The organism is Paenibacillus sp. FSL H7-0442 (assembly GCF_038593105.1).
GTDB classification, from domain to species: Bacteria; Bacillota; Bacilli; order Paenibacillales; family Paenibacillaceae; genus Paenibacillus; species Paenibacillus polymyxa_D.
In genome coordinates this window covers 2,255,353-2,274,309 of record NZ_CP151963.1, presented here as the reverse complement: position 1 = coordinate 2,274,309, position 18,957 = coordinate 2,255,353, and the positions used below count along the sequence as shown (strand labels likewise).

Sequence of the window (18,957 nt, the reverse complement as noted above, 5' to 3'; positions counted from 1 at the left end):
CGGAAACCACCCGTCTTTGAAACTATGAAACTTTGAAAACCTCTACTACATTCGAGGTTACTATATTCTAGCAATTTTTGAAAACTTTGAACATCCCCATTTTGCTTATTTTTGTAAAAAAACAGACATCCCCCAATTCACTTGGAGAATGTCTGTTGTAGGTTCTCTATCAGCCTTAGACGGATTCCGCCTGAAGTTCAGCCTTGGATAACAGCGATTTGTGCTGCCATTTCCGGCCCTTCCAGCGTAAATAGTGGAAAATGCCTCGTACCCACTCATCGCAGGCATGTGCAATCCACACACCCAGCACTCCATATCCCATATGAATGCCCAGCACATATGCTAACGGGATTTTAATCCCCCACATTGAAATTATGGCCATCATTAACGGGAACTGAACATCTCCCGCTGCTCGCAAGGAGTTAATGACAACATGATTAAACACTCGGCCCGGCTCCAGCAATATACAGAAAAGCAAAATCGCTGCCCCTAATTGAATGATCGCCGGCTCATCTGTAAAGATCGCCATCACTTCATATCGGAAAAAGGATACTACCACGATTACAGCAATCGTAATGATCAAAGACCATTTCAGGCTCCGTAAAAGTTGATGATAGGCCTTTTCCTTGTCTCCTGCTCCAATCAGGCGGGCAACAATAATTTCCGTCCCCTCCCCTACAGCCATTCCAAATACCATAAAAAAGTACACAATTGTATTCGAATAAAAATGGGTTGCGATTGCCGTTGTACCCATAAAGCTGACAAACCGGGTCACCATCATTTGGCTAAGCTGATAAGACAACCATTCCAGCCCGGCAGGAATACCAATCTTCAGAATGGCTACCAGCTTACTCCATTGTAGCTGTACATAATACCGGATGCGAATCGGCGCACTTACACGCTTGTACAGCAGTAGAAAAATCCAGACACATGCTACAACACGGCTAATAACCGTTGAAATCGCTGCTCCCGCCACTCCCATCTGCGGCAGACCAAACCAGCCATAAATGAGCAATGCATTTCCTGTAATATGTAAAATATTCATACCAATGCCCACGATCATCGTATCTTTAGTAAAACCATGCGATCGAATAACCGGACCCGCGGTTAGCATGAGCGCTTCCAGAAACAGCGAACCCCCTGCCAGCATCATATAAATCTCTGCATTTTCCTTAATCGTCGGAGTAATATGGTAAAAGGATAGCAAAAAATCCCGACTGACAATAAACATCAAGCTCAATGCCAGACCAAACACCAGATTAAAGGTTAGTGCCGAAGCCGTAACACGGCTTGCATCCACATGCTTTTGCGCCCCCAATAGCTGAGCAATGATCACACCTACACCAAGACCAAGCAGATTGAAAAGTATAATCGTAAATTCAATCAACTGTCTGGACACACCCACAGCCGATACAACCTCATCAGAAACATGGCTTAGCATGAACGTATCCACGCTACCCATCAAAATGTGAAACAACATCTCTATAAAGATCGGCCAAGTGATTGCAAAAACCGTCATCGTTTTAACGACTTGCGCTTGCTTGGAAGCGTTTTCCTGAGACAGTGACATCCTTTCGTATTCCTCCTAAATGCGAACCCAATCATTACTTACTTATTACTTATATCATTTATATCGATAACAATTACTCATTCAAAAAAAGTCATATGCTTTTTCATTTTATAATATTCCAGGCGGTCCCGCAATTGTCCTGTGTGGAATTCATACTTATGTCCGTCTGGATCTGTAAAATAGACTGGCCTTTTGTCCTGTTCATTCCGTTCTCGTCCGGACAAAATGATGACATTAAAAGTTCTCAGCTTGATAAGCGTGGTATTCAACATGATTCGATTGTCCATTGCAGAACGTCCTTCTTGTGGTTTTCGTTCAGGTAGACCTCGTTAAAATAATAATTTCTTATCAAAAAAAGACTATAACATCATCAAGATTGATGTTATAGTCCTTTTTTTAAAACTGGTCAAGAAAAAAACATCTTGGTTTTCATAGTTAAATTCTAGACTACCGCTCTTTAATTCAGCTAACGTTTCCTAAGCCTAAAGTATGGGCTTCTCAGACAATGAGCTTCATAAACTTAGTTGACCTACCTTGTAGTTCTGATAAATATGAGATTCAAAGAATAGAAACTGAAAAGGAAGCAAAGAATTCAGGAAAAATTTTAGTGGATAATGGTTTGAATACGGCTTCTTTCCACCATTTCTTCTCCATTTGCTTTCCTCTCCTTATTTAGCGTTTTTTAAGAATTCAAGCTCTTTGACAATACCGGGAAATAATTTATCTAGGTTGTAAAATGCCAGCAATACAATTTGCAGGGCAGCCAAGATAATTGGAACGTAGATAAACATGAAATGAATAGACGCTAGCGCTGTGGCACTGATTGTAGCTTGTCCACCAGCATATCCTCCCAATGCCAGTCCCCAACCGATGAGTGCCGCTCCGAAACCGCCTCCCGCTTTTGTGCCGAAACTACCCGCACTGTACACCAGTCCTTCGGTGCGCATCCCTGTCTTCCATTCGCCATACTCAATGGTATCTGACAACATGGCAAAGAAGGTTCCGAGAATAGCGGCATGTCCAAGCGCTTTAATAACGAGTCCCAGGCAGACCGCCATAAGACTTGCGGGACTGACGGCAATAACAAGCGATCCCACAATCAGGAGGATACTTCCGATAATGGATGAATTTCGTTTCCCGATCCGCTTGACGACGGGTGGCAATAACAGATAACCAAGCAGGGAAGGAAGGAGTAAGGATATGCCGAGCACCCCAATCAGATTGGCGTCTTTTAACACATAACGTGCGTAGTAAATATTCATACCTGTGCCCAGTGAGTTATTTATGAAATAGACCACAGCAAACCCAAGAATCAATTTCCAATACTTATTACGCATCAGCGCTCCAAAAGCACGTCCAAACGGAATTGGCTTCTGTACAACAGATGGAGTAACCCTTTCTTTGGTACTGAAGAAGGTAACGAGAAATAAGAAGGTTCCGAGCAAACCAAACAGAATAAAGGTGAAAATCCACCCCTTTTGACCGCCGCCGAACGACTTCACTAACGGAAGGGTGAAATAATTAATTAACAAGGCACCAATATTCGCCAGAGACATACGAAAAATATTAAGAAGAGAGCGCTGGTAAGAATCCTGCGTTATCATGGAATTAAGCACACCATAAGGGACATTAATGCTGGAATAGATAATGTTCATCAGCAGATAGGTAACGTAAATGTATAGAATAGTGATCGTCATATTTCCACTTGGAACCGTGAACAAGAGAATTCCAGACAACGCAAATGGCCCGGACATCCACAGTAACCAAGGACGGGCTTTCCCGTGTCTGCTCTTCGTTTTATCGATCAAAGCCCCAATCGCGACATCAATAAACGCATCCAGTACACGCGCAACTAGCATTAAAGTACCAATGACCCCGGCGCTGATCCCGATTACATCTGTGTAAAAGTAGGACAGAAAAGTCATTGCGGCGGCAAACAGCAACTGGCTGGCAAAATCACCGAATCCATAACCCATCTTTTCTTTCAGCGTAATATTTGAATCGGTTTGCTTTGAAGCCTCATTTCCCATTACAACAATATCGCTCGAACTTCTCATGCTCATGCTCCTTTTCCCTTGTTATTCTCTACAATCCCAAGCCATAAGGAAAACGTTTTCTTGATAATCAAAAAAACAAGCCGAAATACCTTGAATTCAGCTAGTTATTTGGTAAAAACAATCATTTATCTCCAGAAAATACTAGAAAACGTTTTCCGGAGTTGATTATACTCCCCCTATAAACCAAGGTCAAGCGCTTTCTTTGCTCTGGAATCTTTGTTAAACTCAATAAACTGATATAATAAATTCAATTGACTTTGAGAACCTTTTTCTAAATAAATACTTGCTTGAAAGTCGGTGTGTACAATGAAAATGACTATAAAAGATGTGGCTCGAATGGCCAACGTCTCCATTTCAACGGTTTCCAGAGTGATCAATAACAGCCAGACGGTGAACAGTGAAATACGCAAACGAGTTCTAGATGTCCTTGAAGCCACTCAATTCCGTCCAAATGCCATAGCGCGGACACTGGTAAAGAATAATACATCTCTGATTGGAGTACTTCTGCCCGAGATTAAAAACAATGTCTTTGATAACATGGTTGAAGGCATCAATCAAGTAGCGCATCTATACGGCTTCGATGTCATAATCGCCTTGTCAGGGGGGGACGCGGACTCTGAAATACACTATTACAATATGTTCCGTGAAATGCAGGCGAGCGGAATTATCATATCGGTAGACGGAATCCGGGATGCGCTATACGCGCTCATTGAAGCGGCGGGAATTCCCTGCATCCTTGTCGGACGGGATTTTCGAGACAAATCCATTCCTTCCGTACATGTTGACAACATAACGGCTGCTTTTGAAGCGGTAACTTATCTAATTCAGCAGGGACATCAGGATATCGCGATGCTGCGGGGAGCTGCGGGAGATATTTCAGTGGGCAGTCAGCGTTTTTTGGGCTATGAACAGGCATTGAAGGCCGCTCACCTGCCAGTACGTCCTGAACGTGTGTTGGAAAGCGGCTTTTCAGTTGAAGACGGCGTAACCTCTATGAGAAAACTTTATCATTCAGGCCCATTGCCCAGTGCGGTGTTCTGCGCGACGGACCGAATTGCCATAGGCGCTATGAACTTTCTGACCGAGAATGGGGTGAAAATACCTGAACAGGTCTCTTTCTTGGGATTTGACGACATTGATATGGCTACAATAATCCGGCCTAAATTGTCAACTGTCCGATATTCAGCATCCGAACTGGGCATGGTCGCCGCCCGCAATCTCATTAAGCTTATTAAAGGAGAGGAATTGGCGGCTGTCCACTGGTCCATATCGCATCAGTTAGAAATTCGGGACAGCAGTGTAAAACATGGGGTATCCTAATCTTTGCATGTTCCTACGCGGTTGCTGGAAGTGCTTCACCGGCTAGGATGGATTTTGTCAGCTCCGACGCTGAATAATGGAAACGTTCTCTTGCAAAGTTTTTCCCAAAAGAGCTTACTACATTCCCATGATTATAATAATAATTATATGGGGGGCTTTTTTTACCGGCGGCCTGATTGTAAGTCAAACTTGGTTAACTTCGGAGGCCTCAGAAGCACCTGAATTTGCTAATAGCTTGTTTGTCTCCTTTGCAAATTTAGGTGTCACGATTGGCACCACCTTAGGCGGATGGTTTCTATCACAGATGGGAACACACCTGATTACCTGGAGTGGAGTATTATTTCTGTGCTTGCATCTATCTGCATTGGGTTAAAAATCAAGTTTTTTGATGTACCGAAAAGAAAATATGATCCTTCCTTGTATGCTTTTATCCCTCTTCCTTACAGCGAATCCTGTTCAGCCAATAGGCCCACGCTTCTGTATATTGATCGAGATCTTCCGGATGATGACGAATGCAGGTAGCTATACGAAAGTATAGTCCCAGTAACACTTCCCTGTTTAGCTCGTATTCCCCTGTCATCTCCGGCTCAAGCTTCTCTAAGGAAGGCAAAATGGTATCGATGGTCAGCCTATCCGGTGAAGAACAAAAGGCGTATATCAGATCATATAGGGGTTCTCCCACCACGGGATCAGGATCAATAATACCCGTCAATGTGCCATTTTCGTTAAACACAAAATTATGTACTCCACAGTCGCCATGAAGCAAATATTTAATATTCCGTTGCGGCGATCCAGCCACAAGGGTATGAACGAAACGATGATCCTCACGGGGTAAAATGTCTTGTATGATCTTTCCAGATTCCTTCGTTCTGTGCAGCAGAAAATCTTTCCATTCCACAAACGGGTGGTCCGGATAACCATAATGACGTTCCTCACCAAAAGGCTTATAGTGCGAGATCACCTCCGTCGCCAGATGAAGCAACAAATTGCTTTTGTTTCGTCCATGATACTGTGTGAGCCCTGACCTGAACGTGTATACCAAATAACGGTGCAACGGATCTACATAAACCAAACGCGATAGTTTCTCAATCTGTACATAGGTATGTAAAAACTCCGCCTCGGCTTTTACAATCACATGATCATTTTGCTTAATCACATATCGAGGCCTGGTACCATCCATGACAACAACCACTTCGCTCGAAGTACCGCCGGTCAGCGGTTTGAGATTTTGCATATGGCCTTCAAGCACGCCTGCTGCATAAAGCTCATTCAGGATTAGTTGAACGTCCATTTCACGCCTCCCTCCGTGAGTCTGATCCACAATGCGGCTGGCGATTTTTTGGATAATTTCATTAAGATAATCCCACACGTTCGCCAGCCGCTCTTCTTTTAAAAATAAATCTTTTCATGCTCCGTATAGATTTCAAGCGCCCGCTCCATCTTACGCACATAGGCCTCATCCTGACTAGAACATAGAAATGTAATGTGTCCCGCCTGCGATGGACTGGATTTTGGCGAAGGTTCCAGCAAATTACGCTCAGACAACACCTGTTTCAACCGTCTAACTGTTCCCTGGCTCCCGTCAATTAACTGAATATGAGAAGGCAGTAGTTCCCTTAGAATTTCCTTATAAAAAGGATAATGAGTACATCCCAATACCACCGTACCATATATGTCGAGATTGAACGAAGACAACTCACGGTTAAAATATGCGGACATTTCTGCCCGGTCAAAATTCAACTGTTCGCAATAATGTACTAGCTCCGGCAGAGGTAGTGAGTCCACGCTCCCATGATCGTCAACTCTGGATACGAGTGCTGCATAACAAGATTGTTTCAACGTCAATGGTGTGGCTAACACCAGAACTCTTTTACCATTAGCCCGGTTCATCTCGACCGCTGGCTTCACAGCTGGCTCCATACCAATAATCGGAATAGGATATTCCTTCCTTAGCTCCGCAACCGCGATACTTGTAGCCGTATTGCAGGCAATCACCAGTGCCTTAACATCTTCTTTTAGAATCGTTTGCACTGAAGCCTTGACATAACCAAGCACCTCTTGGGGAGTTTTCGTCCCGTAAGGCACATGAAGGGTATCCGCCATGTATACAAAATTTTCGTTTGGCAAACGTCTTAGTGCCTCGGACAATACTGTAATTCCACCCAATCCTGAATCAAAAAAACCTATCTTCAAGCTACTCACCTTTTTTCATTCAACTATGGTGCCAAATCTTGCTGGCACCATGTTCATTTCCTTCTTCGCCTACTTAAACTATTCTCTTCATTAGACTTTACATTTAAATTTTACCGCAAAACTGATATTTTGCAAAAGAAACACTTGAATTTTACAGTGTAAAAAATAAAGTAGCTTTTCAAAGTAAATTTAATATAAAAGCGTTGACAGATATTATCTTTATATTGTAATATTACATGGTAACTTACTAACTTAACTTACTTATTCAACTTACTTAGGGGGAAATAAATTATGTCTAAAGTATTATTTGTCAAAGCTAATGATCGTACAGCTGAAGAATCTGCAACAGTTAAATTGTATAACGCATTCGTGGAAAGCTACAAATCTTCCCACCCATCTGATGAAATCACTGAGCTGGACCTGTTCTCCGTCGAGCTTCCTTATTTGAACGCTAACATGATCAACGGCACGTTCAAATCCGCTAGAGGCATGGAGCTGAACGCAGAAGAAGCTCGCCTGGCAAACATCGCTAATGGCTACCTGGATCAATTCCTGGCAGCAGACAAAGTCGTATTTGCTTTCCCGCTCTGGAACATGACGATTCCAGCTGTACTGCATACGTACATTGACTACCTGAACCAAGCTGGTAAAACATTCAAATACACTGCTGAGGGTCCTGTGGGTCTTGTAACTGAAACTAAAGTAGCCCTGTTGAATGCAAGAGGCGGCGTTTATTCCGAAGGACCAGCTGCTGCAGCTGAAATGTCCTTGAACTTCATGAGTAACATTTTAACCTTCTTCGGCGTGAAAGACATCGTGAAGGTTGTACTGGAAGGACATAACCAAGCTCCAGATCAAGCACAAGAAATCGTTGCTTCTGCTGTACAACGTGCAGTAGACACAGCAAAATCGTTCTAATCATATATTATGAAGGGAAGAGGATATCCGCGCCCTATATGGGCTGGATATCCTCTTTTTTGTTATAAAATATAAAAACACGTGCTCCCCTGATCTGTAATCAAGTGAAGCACGTGTTTGTGATATGAGATTACGATTACTTCTATTTTAAGGAATGAATTGCTGCACGATTTTTACAACTTTACCGTCACGAAGCGTAACATGGTATGGAAATTGACTGAGGTCCAGAACGTCCTTTTTTGCAAAATCCTTCTCAAACTGTGTCAGCGGAATCGATTCGTTCCATTGTACGTCTGTATCTTCTATGTTACCCGTGTGATCATAAATCTGCACCTCTACCGAAGCATCTGGTGCAACCTGATACACGTCATTTTGCACGGAATTGTTTACGATGTAGTAGCCATCCGGCGCTCCATCCAATCCTGTATTTCCTTCATGCTCCACAAATGCTTTGTCTGCCGCCGCGCCTTCATACCATTCAATCGGGTCTGCCGACAAATAAATTTGTCCGTCACGAATCTCCATTTGGTTTATATATACGGTCTCCTGATTTTCAGCAGCTGCGACAGGCGTGTAGCCTTGCGCTGTTGCTCCTGCCGTCGTAATCAGCATCATCATTAAAGCCAATACGGTCCATTTCGAAGCTAGTTTCATCATGTCTGATCTCTCCTTGCCGTTTGGGTATGTACACGGTGTCTGTAAGCTTCATTACCCTTGTGTACTTATCATAAACGTTGCACGGTTAAAAAGTGTATCAGATACATAAAAAAGAAGTTACGATTTTTTAAGACTTGGTCTTAAAACTTGATAACATGTCCTATTTATCTTTGCTATCTTAATAACCCGACCTGACGTGCCTGTTCTTCGGTGAGAATAAACTCCTCATTTTGCCATACTTCGTCCTCTTTGGTTACAGCAAACATCCCCATGATCTCTGTCCATATTCCTTTGTCGACGGCTTCCTTTTGTGTAATGATAATTTTCATGAGAATTCCTCCTCCTGTAGAAATACATGCAATCCAACGCTGTCGATTTGTGTGGCCCACTACGCGAACAGATGGTAGGTCAAATATAATACTTTTATTTAAAGCCTCTACCTCTTATATGGAACTCGCAATGCTTGTCCTAGATTTACATTATCGGAGTGCTTGAGGGCTTCTTGTCCCGCTTATAACATATGTACCCTTTTCCTACCGATATTATTCGTATCTTATTTGTAACCTTAAAATTTTAGTTTATTTTCGTAGTTAGTGACTTCTTTAGAAATGACTAAGCCCTAAAATAAAAACGGCTGTAGGTTATCCTACGAGCCGTTTTCACTAACAATTTTACTATGCTTGGTTAATCTATTAGTACCATCAACATATACATATTCAATGGCTGTCAAAGCATTAAAGCAGCGGAGCGTTCGCCTTTGCCCCTGGATTTCTACCCTTGAACATTACAAACAAGAAATCTGGGGGCATTTCCTAATTTTTATACAGAAAAGTAAAAAGGCTGTACGCATACTGGCTTGGACACGGTTACTTGTTGCCCGGTGTAGGTCAAGCGTCCACTTGCCTTGTCCACTTTGAACGTAACGATGTTATTGGTGTCGCGGTTGGCCACGAGCATATGGTTACCATTTGGAGTCAATGCAAAATGGCGTGGATGCTCTCCTTCGGCAGATACATGCTCCACCAAGCTCAGCTTGCCAGTTGCTCCGTCTACAGCGTATACCACAATGCTGTCATGCCCACGGTTGGAACCGTACAGATAAGCTCCATCCTCCGAAATTGCAACTTCAGCAGTTGTGTTTTCACCTGTAAAGTCAGACGGCAATGTCGGTACGCTCTCAAGCTCAGTGAGCTTACCAGCCTCTGCATCATATGCAAAAGAAGTAATGGAAGAATCCACTTCGTTAATGACAAAAGCAAATTTACCATTTGGGTGGAACGTCAAATGACGTGGACCTGCACCTGCATGGGTTTTCGTTTCACCATGAAGCACCAGTTGTCCTTTGCTGTCATCAATGGTATAAACACGGATCAGATCCAGACCGAGATCTTGTACGAACAGGAAGCGACCATCTGGACTAAAGAAACTGGAATGTGGATGTGGACGATCCTGACGTTCAGGGTGCGCTCCTTTGCCCTCGTGCTGTTTAACATCCAGCAACTCACCAATACGTCCGTCCTCAGTCAGAGACACCAGTCCCACCATACCTCCGTGGTAGCTGACTACAATAAGGTAACGATCAGATGGATCACGCTGAATGTGGCAAGTTGTTGCACCCACGTTTTCCGCACGATTCAGCAATGTAAATGTTCCTTTAACTGGATCAATTTCGAAAGCAGAAGCTTCGCCTACTTTTGCTCCTGCAGCAGAAGTCGTCTCCCCAATGGAATACAGCTTCCGATTTTTGACGTCCACATTCAGGAATGTAGGATTTTTCAAGCCGGAGAACTCATCCTGTAGTGTAAGTGCTCCTGTCTGTTCATTAAAAGTATACGAATAAACTCCGTTACCTTCCAATTCGGCGTAAGAGCCTGCGAATACGAGCAATTTTTGTTGCGCTGTCATGGTTGTGTCCTCCTTGGATTAAAAAAATGATGGGCAATTAGAATGATTGCTCCTGTTACAGATATCGCTTTAAGAGGCGCGCTCCACCACGGGCTCTGTGGACAACGTCACATTTCCCGCTACAGCACGCGAGATCATGCATGAGGTTTCTGCCTGCTCTGCCAGTCGCAATGCTTGTTCGATCTGCGATTCTGTCGCATCGGCGGCCAATTGAACCTGCGGACGATGCACAATTCGGCGATATGTAAAAATATTGTTCGTTACATCGACAATCCCTTCGGATTTCAGCGCCAGTGACGCCACCGGGAGACTCGCGCGCTCCATCATCGCCGCCAAAGTAATCAAATAGCAGGTAGCGGCGGCACCGAGCAGCATTTCATCTGGATTGGTGCCCACACCAGGGCCTCCCATCTCGGCCGGGATCGAAATTGCAGTCCGCAACTGTCCAGCCTCAATACGACCGTCACTGTTGCGCCCCCCGTTCCAGTCTGCCTTGAGCAGAAAGGTATGCTCCATTTCAGGTCACTCCTCTCTCTTATATTATGAATCTTCACACAGGTGAATGTAAAGGTTAGTCAATCTCTTGATTTTTGGTTTCCGTACCCAGCAACCATACAGCCGCTGCTCCGATCAAGATAGCTACGAAGAAAATCACAAAGATAGATGGTAACGCTACGCCCTGTCCTACGAGTATACCGACTGCAAAAGGCCCGATAACGCCTCCAATACGACCAAACGCAGCCGCCATACCCACACCGGTTGAACGGACGGATGTCGGGTACAATTCTGGTGTATAGGCGTACATGGCTCCCCATGCACCGAGATTAAAAAAGGACAAGCAGATACCAGCAGCTAGCAGCATTCCCGCCGTTTCCGAGGTGCCAAACCAAATGGCAGACACGGCTGTGAGCAGCAAGTAGATGATCAGTACGAATTTGCGGCCCAGCTTTTCAATTAGATAGGCGGCGGTAAAGTAACCTGGGAGTTGGGCAAGCGTCATGATCAGCACATACTCAAAGCTTTTAACCAGTTCGAAGCCTTTCATAAACATAATGCTAGGCAGCCACAGGAACATGCCGTAGTATGAAAATACAACTGTGAACCATAAAATCCACAGCATCAGCGTAGACTTGCGATTAGGTCCCGACCAAATCGAAGCCAATCGTGCACGCAGCGGAAGTTTAACGCTTTGCAGCTTGTAACGCGGTGAATCATCAATAGCTCTACGCAGATAAAGAGCGTACAGCGCAGGTACTGCGCCGAGAATAAATGCCATTTGCCAACCATACTTTGGAATAACAAAATAAGCAATAAGAGCCGAAAGGATCCAGCCTGCCGCCCAGAAGCTTTCCAGCAGCACAACCGCTCTCCCTCGTTCTTTCACAGGCACTGATTCTGACACCAGCGTCGAAGCAACCGGCAATTCCCCGCCCAAGCCTGCACCAGCAATAAAACGCAGCACCAGCAGCATTCCGAGGCCTGTCGCCAAAGCTGATAAGCCGCTGGCAATAGAAAAGATCAACAATGTCCACACTAAAATGGCGCGTCTGCCGTAACGATCAGCCAAAATCCCCGCCATAGCGGCTCCGAACACCATTCCTATCGAATTCATTGCAGTCAGCAGTCCAATTTGCTCAGATCCCAGATGCCACTCCTTTGCCAACGCTGCGACTATAAATGAAAGCAGCCCCACATCCATAGCATCAAACAACCAGCTAAGCCCTGCGCTAAACAGCAATTTTCTTTTTTTGGCTGGTGGTAATGAAGTTAATTCACTCATGATTTGCTCTCCCTTAAAAATATATCGTATGTAGACGTATATTCAGGTGTCTTGTCACCTGTAGCCTAGCATCTATTGTACCGTAAGCTTCCTTAATCTGCGAGCTTTTTAACACAGAAAAAAACGGAAGATTGCCTACGGCAATTCTCCCGCCTTCTGGAACCTGCCACTTACCGGTTTTGGACCAGACCGATGATCGTCACCATGAGCACCAGCAGCTGGATGAGTGTATCGTTACTCATTCCAATCGCCTCCATCCCATATGAGATACTCCTTCGGCCGTTTCCCCTCTCCCCGGATCATGACGCTTGTTCCCCAATACATACCTATGCAGGTGGCGGGAAGCTTATGATCAATAATGGATGAAAATCTTCATACGTTTAAGGTTTAATCCAGGACCACTGCAAATCCATTTCCTGAATACATTCACGGTTATCATGTTCATCATTGGCCACCAGTGGGGTCACTGGATAGATGCTCATGTCGCCTTGCTCATACGTGCGCAGTAGAGGCAACAGCTCATCTATGTTCTGGACAGACGGATCTAGCCATGAATCTATATGATCAGCTTCCAAAATAGCTGGCATACGGGTATCGAATTCACGTATATCCGTATTGGCCTGAACGGTCATCATCGTACAGGTGCGTAAAGGCTCCTTACGACTATCCTGCCATACTTCATATAGCCCCGCGACCGCAAACATCTTCTGTTCCGGCAGTACCACCCGTACAGCACACATGCGTTTACCCAATTTTCTCCAGTAATAAAATCCATTGCATGGAATGATACAGCGCCGGGTTTCGGCCATCTTGCGATAACTCGGATTTACCCGAACCGTATTCAAATCTGCATTGACACAATCCTTGCCCCAGTAGGGAATAAATCCCCAGCGAAATTCATCAAGTACCCGTTCTCCATCCTGATGCAGCACAATTGGTACATGCTGAGTGGGACTCATGTTATAGCGTGTTTTGTAATAATACAGCACCCGTTGTATACCAAAGTGATCCCTTACCTCATCCAAATCAGCCGATAACGAAAACCTTTTGCACATTTGCTATTCATCCTTCCGCCTTTTTCACCTATTGTGCGGATATACAAGGAAAAATATGCATATACAGGTTTTGCTAAAATCCAATAAACGCCAAAACACATAGCAATATCCCCGCAGTTGTGAAGCTACTACGGGGATAGATACTAGCTTATATTGTTATTACTTCTTTTCTACCGCGTGACCGCCAAATTCATTGCGCAGCGCAGCAACCACTTTCCCGTTGAACGTGTCCGCATCAAGAGAACGATAGCGCATCAGCAGGGACAAAGCAATGACTGGAGTTGCAGCTTGAATGTCCAACGCTTCTTCAACCGTCCATTTTCCTTCACCAGAAGAGTGCATAACCCCACGAATTTCGTCCAGGTTTGCATCTTTGGAAAATGCACGTTCAGTCAAGCCCATCAGCCAAGAGCGAATAACAGAACCGTTGTTCCACACACGCGCTACTTGTTCATAATCAAAGTCAAAGCTGCTTTTTTCTAGCACTTCAAATCCTTCACCGATGGAAGCCATCATGCCGTATTCCACACCGTTATGAACCATTTTCAGAAAATGTCCGCTTCCGGATTTACCTGCATACAGATATCCATTTTCCACTGCTGTGTCGCGGAAAACAGGCTCAACAACCGCCCAAGCTTCCGGATCGCCACCGATCATGTAACAAGCGCCATTGCGTGCGCCTTCCATCCCGCCTGAGGTTCCGGCATCCATGAAGCTGATACCATATTCTTTTAGACGGGCATGACGAGCAATTGACTCTTTGTAATGGGAATTACCACCTTCAATAATGATGTCCCCTTTGGACAACATCGGTTGAAGCTGATCCAGCACAGAGTCAACAATTTGGTGAGGAACCATAATCCACAATACTCTAGGGGATTGAGTTGCCTGTACAAGCTCTTCCAATGTAGAAGCACCTTTAGCTCCATAATCCTTCATTTCTTGGATTGCGGCTGCATTGACGTCGTAAGCGACAAGTTCATGCTTATGATCGATCAAATTTTTTCCGAGATTCAAGCCCATTTTTCCCAAACCAATTAATCCTACTTGCATAGTAAAGGCCTCCTGCCATAGAAACATATTTTGTATATACTTTCTTAAAGTGTTAAGAACGAACGACTGCTTTCTCAGAGCTTTCGGACTTTTCATCCAACCACCATGTAAAGCCTTGCTCCTCTAACAATTGATCTGAAGCTTCTGGACCGTAAGAGCCTGCTGCATACGTGTGAAGTGGAACCTCACCACGAGCAAAAGCTTCCAGTACAGGTTGAACCCACACCCACGAAAGCTCAACTTCGTTCCAATGAGCAAAAAAGGTGGAATCGCCGCGTAGCGCATCAAAGATGAGGCGCTCATAGGCTTCTGGTACATCCTTGGCCTCGGAATGATAATTCATCAGAACCGTCTCCAGTTGACCATTGTTCAGCGGGTCTCTACTGTTCAGACGCAGCGTTACCTTTTCATCCGGGTTAACATGGATGATCAGCAGGTTCGGGTCAGTCGGTTGCCCTTGAGCGGCATAAGGATCTGTGCTGTCCTTTTTGAATTCCACGACGATACGAGTAGATTTTTCTTTCATGCGTTTGCCGGTACGAATATAGAACGGCACACCCGACCATTGTTCGTTGTCAATCCATAGGCGAGCTGAAATGAAAGTATCATTTTGCGAATCAGGTCCGATATCCGGCTCTTCTTTATAGGAAGGAACTGCTTTTCCGTTGATCTCACCGTTGGTATATTGGCCTCTAACCACGCTGGAAGCAATATCAGAAGGATCAAGTGCACGAAGCGCGTCCATAACCTTGCTTTTTTCGTCACGCACCTGGTCAGCCGTGACATGTCCCGGCTTGTTCATAGCCGCCATCATCAATACCTGCAGCATGTGATTTTGTACCATATCACGAATAGCGCCGGAGTGATCATAGTATCCTGCTCGCTCCTCTACTCCTACAGTCTCAGAAGCGGTAATTTGCACATTGGCGATGTACTGATTGTTCCATATTCCTTGAAGCAACGGATTAGCGAATTTTAAGGCTTCAAGGTTTTGAACCATGGGCTTGCCTAAGTAATGGTCAATACGATAAATCTCATCCTCAGCAAAGGTTCTGCTCAGACGATCATTCAACTCACGTGCGGATTCCAGATCGTGACCAAATGGTTTTTCGATAATGAGCCGTTTCCAACCCTTTGTTTCAGCTAAACCACTCTCTCGAATATTGAGGGCAATCACATCAAAAAATTCCGGTGCCACCGATAAGTAAAACATGCGGTTCCCCGGAATTCCCAAGTCATTTTCACGTTGCTCAGCAAGCTGTAGCAGCTTTTTATAATCTTCCGGGTGGTTGACGTTCAATGCGCTGTAACGGAAAGCACTTAAGAACTGATCCATCTGTGCACGGTCTTCATTCACGTGTCTGGAAAAATCCTTAATGGATTGCTCTACATTACTTTGAAATTGCTCGTCTGCCACTTCACGACGCCCCATCCCAATTACAGAAAAGGAAGCCGGAATTTTACCTTCTACAAACAAATTATACAAGGCAGGGTAAATTTTGCGTTTAGCCAAATCCCCTGTCGCTCCAAATAAGACAAATGTCATTGAATCCATGAAATATTCCTTCTTCCCATTATAAAGATGAGGTTATTAAAAGTTACCTGAGGAATTAACGTAACCCATAATACACCCAAAATAAGGGGCAAGTCAATCAAATTTTAGCGAAATCGTGAACATTCGATATATCCTGTAATGATAACGTTTTCTGTGGTATGATTGACGAAAGGAAAGAGAAAAAAATGTTAAATATGTCACAGTTGACACAAAGCGTTATAGTTACTATTGGTATACAGAGTTACTTTTAGTATACTGTTTAAAACAACAATGAAATTGAGGGGATTCAGATGAGCGACGACAGGCAGCCTAAGCTTTTGTGCGGTAAGGTGGAACAGTCCTTTCAGATCATCAGCAAAAAATGGACCGCTCTCATCATTCATACTTTGATGGAACATCCCAAACGATTTAGTGAAATTCACGTCTCCATACCCGATCTTAGCAAACGCATGCTGAACGAACGCATCAAGGAACTAGAGCTTTCCGGCCTGATCCTTCGCAATGTCATCACAGAGCGGCCTGTGCGTACCGAGTATTCGCTGACACGCAAGGGTAAAGAGCTAGGTGATGCATTGAATGGTGTGGAGAGCTGGGCCGAGAGATGGCTTTAACTTCTAACAGGAGATCGTCACACATGGTCTCCTGTTATTGTGTTACCCCATGTGGATCATAATACAGACTACAGTACGAAAATAATGGAACAACCACGCAGCAGCTCATGATTTCAGTCTGAGCCAAGGAGGGAAGAGAACGATGGCATTTGGCATTACCCGGCAGGAGCTTATGGCCTGGAAAAGAGAGGTCAGTCGTGGTGAAATTGCTTTTCTGACACATTACTGGCTGGATGATCGCTTTCCAGGCATTACAACCGTCACCAAGGTGGGATGTTCTAATTTGGACAAGCTGCGCTTATGGTGCAACCATAACGGATTGGACCCCCAATATATTCATCAACGTCAGGCCTATCCGCATTTTGATCTTATCGGCAACAAACAGACAGAAATTTTACGTAAGTACGGCATGAGCGATCAATTAAAACGCTTTGAACTTCATCTTCCAACGAGTACACGCCCATCGTTCTAAACCGCAGCTCTCAGAGCTGCGGTACTTTTGTTTTCATACCCGTTAATACCTTGTGTATCCAAATCGCTGACATAGCTCCTTCTCCCATCGCCACAGTCGCTTGCTCGGCATGAACTCCTAAGTCCCCGGCTACCCACACATTTTCCACATTTGTCATTTTGCTGCGAGGATGAGTTTCAATGTGCTTATTATGCAGCAGATGTACACCCAGTTGCTCTGCCAGCTCTGAATGAACATGATTGCTGCCAAAAGCTAAAAAGCCCCGCTCTGCTCGAACTACTTGTCCATCAGCCAGTCGCACTCCTTCAAAACAGCCCGGTTCTCCGGTTATAATCTCAGAAATAGCGGCTTCCTTATAGCCAATCCCTTTTTCCCACAGCTTTTCGCTCAGCTCGTCCGGCACCTCTGAACGCTCATGATTGACATATACAAGTTGATCGGTGCGCTCTGATAAAATCAGAGCCATGGAAGCTCCTGCTTTTGCCAGCCCCCATGACGACCGTACTGCGATCCTGAACCTCATAACCGTCACAATCCGGGCACACATATACACTGTTGCCCAAGCAAGCTTGTAACCCATCCAGTTTTGGAAAACGATCCGTTAGCCCTGTCGCCAACAGCAGCGTCTTTGACGAATACATGGAGCCTTCCTCCACTTGAATGTCAAAAAGCTCATCCCTTTTGACGGCTTTGACCGCCTTTTCTTCAACAAACTCAGTTCCTAGTTTCGTAGCCTCGCTACGTCCACGCCGTCGCAGCTCTTCACCAGAAATTCCCTCAGGAAATCCCAAAATATTATGATATTGATGACACAGCGTAGACCGACCATAGCCGGAATCTATTACCAGCACCCGATGACTGCTGTATCTTCCCAATTGAATGGCTGCTTGCAAACCGGCAATTCCCCCGCCAACAATAATGCAATCATAGTTCATCACTTTTCCTCCTTTGAATGCGCGTTATCCTAGACAGCTGCATAAAACCGCAATCACATCTATGTAAACTTCTCATCCAATTTTAAACATAATATCACCCACTAACGGATGAATTAACCGCTGTGTCTGTATATATCAAAGCTTACATATCTTAAAAATGGAATGGCAAAGAGCACTGTAGATACCCACAGTGCTCTAATCAGGCTGAACTTGAAACGTCATTTTATCGTGAAAATTATTTAAATGTTTTTACACGTTCTTCAATAGGCTGGAATTCTTTTTCACCTGGTTGGAATGTCGGTTTACCAAATGGCATTTCAGCAATCAGTTTCCAGTGCTCAGGAATGTTCCATTCGTTTTTCACTTTTTCATCAATCAAAGGGTTGTAATGCTGAAGGGATGCGCCCAATCCTTCTTGTTCCAGAGCTGTCCATACAACCAATTGCAACATACCATTAGATTGGTTAGCCCAGATTGGAAAATTGTCCGCATAGGCTTCGAATTGTTGTTGCAGACCAGCTATCACGTTATTGTCTTCAAAGAACAAGACCGTTCCGTAACCGCTGCGGAAACCGTTCATTTTCTCAGCAGTAGATTTGAATTGTTCTTCATTGCCTACCACTTCCCGCAAAATATCTTCTGTAATATTCCACAGTTTGTCATGATGTTCTCCAAGCAACACTACGGCGCGTGAAGTTTGGGAGTTGAACGAGGTAGGTGTGTACTTTACAGCTTCCTCTACAATCTCTTGAATTCGTTGGTCAGAAATGACCTGTTCTTTGCTAATACCATAATAGGAGCGTCTGTCTTTCAGAGCTGTGAAGAAGTCTTTAGCCATTTTGTTACCTCCTGAGAAAAATTAATTACTTTTCGTAA

The 18,957-nt window shown here is 44.4% G+C and carries 17 protein-coding genes and 3 pseudogenes; 5 read left to right on the top strand and 15 right to left on the bottom strand.

Translation table 11 applies throughout. The features are described from left to right. Positions 1–175: 175 nt before the first annotated feature. From MHH57_RS10485 to MHH57_RS10475, 3 genes and pseudogenes are all read right to left on the bottom strand, one after another. A complete protein-coding gene (locus MHH57_RS10485; protein WP_069010230.1) occupies positions 176–1,570 on the bottom strand; it encodes an MATE family efflux transporter in 1,395 nt (464 codons plus the stop codon). Between the two features lie 77 nt (positions 1,571–1,647). After that, positions 1,648–1,821 (bottom strand): annotated as a pseudogene (locus MHH57_RS10480) (metallothiol transferase FosB); the annotation flags it as partial. Between the two features lie 417 nt (positions 1,822–2,238). Then, positions 2,239–3,627 carry a glycoside-pentoside-hexuronide (GPH):cation symporter gene (locus tag MHH57_RS10475; RefSeq protein WP_039273459.1) on the bottom strand — a complete coding sequence of 463 codons (1,389 nt, stop codon included), beginning with the start codon at positions 3,625–3,627 and terminating at the stop codon, positions 2,239–2,241. 306 nt (positions 3,628–3,933) lie between these two features. Between MHH57_RS10475 and MHH57_RS10470 the strand changes: the two genes are divergently transcribed. Then, positions 3,934–4,947 carry a LacI family DNA-binding transcriptional regulator gene (locus MHH57_RS10470; RefSeq protein ID WP_165147398.1) on the top strand — a complete coding sequence of 338 codons (1,014 nt, stop codon included), beginning with the start codon at positions 3,934–3,936 and terminating at the stop codon, positions 4,945–4,947. A gap of 112 nt (positions 4,948–5,059) precedes the next feature. Further along, a pseudogene (locus MHH57_RS10465) lies at positions 5,060–5,290 on the top strand (MFS transporter); the annotation flags it as partial. 84 nt (positions 5,291–5,374) lie between these two features. On the opposite strand, the gene MHH57_RS10460 reads toward MHH57_RS10465, so the two are convergent. Both MHH57_RS10460 and murI read right to left on the bottom strand, forming a co-directional pair. Beyond that, positions 5,375–6,238, bottom strand: a complete 864-nt coding sequence (locus MHH57_RS10460) for an aminoglycoside phosphotransferase family protein (RefSeq protein ID WP_069010233.1) — start codon at positions 6,236–6,238, stop codon at positions 5,375–5,377. 98 nt (positions 6,239–6,336) lie between these two features. Next, entirely contained in the window at positions 6,337–7,140 is an 804-nt protein-coding gene (gene murI, locus MHH57_RS10455) for a glutamate racemase (protein WP_029519057.1), read from the bottom strand. A gap of 291 nt (positions 7,141–7,431) precedes the next feature. On the opposite strand from murI, the gene MHH57_RS10450 reads away from it, so the two are divergent. After that, positions 7,432–8,058 (top strand): FMN-dependent NADH-azoreductase, encoded by a 627-nt coding sequence (locus tag MHH57_RS10450; RefSeq protein WP_029519056.1) that lies wholly within the window; start codon positions 7,432–7,434, stop codon positions 8,056–8,058. Positions 8,059–8,205: 147 nt separating this feature from the next. Here MHH57_RS10450 and MHH57_RS10445 read toward each other — a convergent pair whose 3' ends face one another. The 8 genes from MHH57_RS10445 to zwf form a co-directional block, all read right to left on the bottom strand. Next, the gene (locus MHH57_RS10445) at positions 8,206–8,715 is read right to left on the bottom strand and encodes a hypothetical protein (protein ID WP_029519055.1); all 510 of its coding nucleotides are present in this window, start codon (positions 8,713–8,715) and stop codon (positions 8,206–8,208) included. A gap of 173 nt (positions 8,716–8,888) precedes the next feature. Continuing rightward, on the bottom strand, positions 8,889–9,044 hold the full coding sequence (locus MHH57_RS10440) for a hypothetical protein (RefSeq protein WP_023988309.1): 156 nt from the start codon (positions 9,042–9,044) through the stop codon (positions 8,889–8,891). A 490-nt stretch (positions 9,045–9,534) separates the two neighbouring features. After that, positions 9,535–10,620 carry a lactonase family protein gene (locus tag MHH57_RS10435; RefSeq protein WP_039273468.1) on the bottom strand — a complete coding sequence of 362 codons (1,086 nt, stop codon included), beginning with the start codon at positions 10,618–10,620 and terminating at the stop codon, positions 9,535–9,537. A 69-nt stretch (positions 10,621–10,689) separates the two neighbouring features. After that, positions 10,690–11,136, bottom strand: a complete 447-nt coding sequence (locus tag MHH57_RS10430) for an OsmC family protein (RefSeq protein ID WP_069010234.1) — start codon at positions 11,134–11,136, stop codon at positions 10,690–10,692. A 55-nt stretch (positions 11,137–11,191) separates the two neighbouring features. After that, positions 11,192–12,400 carry an MFS transporter gene (locus tag MHH57_RS10425; protein WP_069010235.1) on the bottom strand — a complete coding sequence of 403 codons (1,209 nt, stop codon included), beginning with the start codon at positions 12,398–12,400 and terminating at the stop codon, positions 11,192–11,194. A gap of 380 nt (positions 12,401–12,780) precedes the next feature. After that, positions 12,781–13,455, bottom strand: a complete 675-nt coding sequence (locus tag MHH57_RS10420) for an SOS response-associated peptidase (protein ID WP_209948064.1) — start codon at positions 13,453–13,455, stop codon at positions 12,781–12,783. Between the two features lie 159 nt (positions 13,456–13,614). After that, positions 13,615–14,508, bottom strand: a complete 894-nt coding sequence (gnd, locus tag MHH57_RS10415; protein WP_069010237.1) for a phosphogluconate dehydrogenase (NAD(+)-dependent, decarboxylating) — start codon at positions 14,506–14,508, stop codon at positions 13,615–13,617. A 52-nt stretch (positions 14,509–14,560) separates the two neighbouring features. Further along, on the bottom strand, positions 14,561–16,063 hold the full coding sequence (gene zwf / locus MHH57_RS10410) for a glucose-6-phosphate dehydrogenase (protein ID WP_069010238.1): 1,503 nt from the start codon (positions 16,061–16,063) through the stop codon (positions 14,561–14,563). A 290-nt stretch (positions 16,064–16,353) separates the two neighbouring features. Here zwf and MHH57_RS10405 point away from each other — a divergent pair, with 290 nt between their 5' ends. Together MHH57_RS10405 and MHH57_RS10400 are read left to right on the top strand one after the other, a co-directional pair. After that, on the top strand, positions 16,354–16,674 hold the full coding sequence (locus MHH57_RS10405; protein WP_007430161.1) for a helix-turn-helix domain-containing protein: 321 nt from the start codon (positions 16,354–16,356) through the stop codon (positions 16,672–16,674). A gap of 142 nt (positions 16,675–16,816) precedes the next feature. Continuing rightward, positions 16,817–17,146, top strand: a complete 330-nt coding sequence (locus MHH57_RS10400) for a hypothetical protein (protein WP_342435069.1) — start codon at positions 16,817–16,819, stop codon at positions 17,144–17,146. 10 nt (positions 17,147–17,156) lie between these two features. On the opposite strand, the pseudogene MHH57_RS10395 reads toward MHH57_RS10400, so the two are convergent. Beyond that, positions 17,157–18,021 (bottom strand): annotated as a pseudogene (locus MHH57_RS10395) (NAD(P)/FAD-dependent oxidoreductase). 295 nt (positions 18,022–18,316) lie between these two features. Continuing rightward, positions 18,317–18,919 carry a nitroreductase family protein gene (locus tag MHH57_RS10390; RefSeq protein ID WP_342435068.1) on the bottom strand — a complete coding sequence of 201 codons (603 nt, stop codon included), beginning with the start codon at positions 18,917–18,919 and terminating at the stop codon, positions 18,317–18,319. Between the last annotated feature and the right edge of the window lie 38 nt (positions 18,920–18,957).

Coding starts and splice junctions, on each gene's coding strand:
- MHH57_RS10485 (WP_069010230.1), bottom strand. CDS start 1,570: ATGTCACTGTCTCAGGAAAACGCTTCCAAGCAAGCGCAAGTCGTTAAA.
- MHH57_RS10475 (WP_039273459.1), bottom strand. CDS start 3,627: ATGAGAAGTTCGAGCGATATTGTTGTAATGGGAAATGAGGCTTCAAAG.
- MHH57_RS10470 (WP_165147398.1), top strand. CDS start 3,934: ATGAAAATGACTATAAAAGATGTGGCTCGAATGGCCAACGTCTCCATT.
- MHH57_RS10460 (WP_069010233.1), bottom strand. CDS start 6,238: ATGGACGTTCAACTAATCCTGAATGAGCTTTATGCAGCAGGCGTGCTT.
- MHH57_RS10450 (WP_029519056.1), top strand. CDS start 7,432: ATGTCTAAAGTATTATTTGTCAAAGCTAATGATCGTACAGCTGAAGAA.
- MHH57_RS10445 (WP_029519055.1), bottom strand. CDS start 8,715: ATGATGAAACTAGCTTCGAAATGGACCGTATTGGCTTTAATGATGATG.
- MHH57_RS10440 (WP_023988309.1), bottom strand. CDS start 9,044: ATGAAAATTATCATTACACAAAAGGAAGCCGTCGACAAAGGAATATGG.
- MHH57_RS10435 (WP_039273468.1), bottom strand. CDS start 10,620: ATGACAGCGCAACAAAAATTGCTCGTATTCGCAGGCTCTTACGCCGAA.
- MHH57_RS10430 (WP_069010234.1), bottom strand. CDS start 11,136: ATGGAGCATACCTTTCTGCTCAAGGCAGACTGGAACGGGGGGCGCAAC.
- MHH57_RS10425 (WP_069010235.1), bottom strand. CDS start 12,400: ATGAGTGAATTAACTTCATTACCACCAGCCAAAAAAAGAAAATTGCTG.
- MHH57_RS10420 (WP_209948064.1), bottom strand. CDS start 13,455: ATGTGCAAAAGGTTTTCGTTATCGGCTGATTTGGATGAGGTAAGGGAT.
- gnd (WP_069010237.1), bottom strand. CDS start 14,508: ATGCAAGTAGGATTAATTGGTTTGGGAAAAATGGGCTTGAATCTCGGA.
- zwf (WP_069010238.1), bottom strand. CDS start 16,063: ATGGATTCAATGACATTTGTCTTATTTGGAGCGACAGGGGATTTGGCT.
- MHH57_RS10405 (WP_007430161.1), top strand. CDS start 16,354: ATGAGCGACGACAGGCAGCCTAAGCTTTTGTGCGGTAAGGTGGAACAG.
- MHH57_RS10400 (WP_342435069.1), top strand. CDS start 16,817: ATGGCATTTGGCATTACCCGGCAGGAGCTTATGGCCTGGAAAAGAGAG.
- MHH57_RS10390 (WP_342435068.1), bottom strand. CDS start 18,919: ATGGCTAAAGACTTCTTCACAGCTCTGAAAGACAGACGCTCCTATTAT.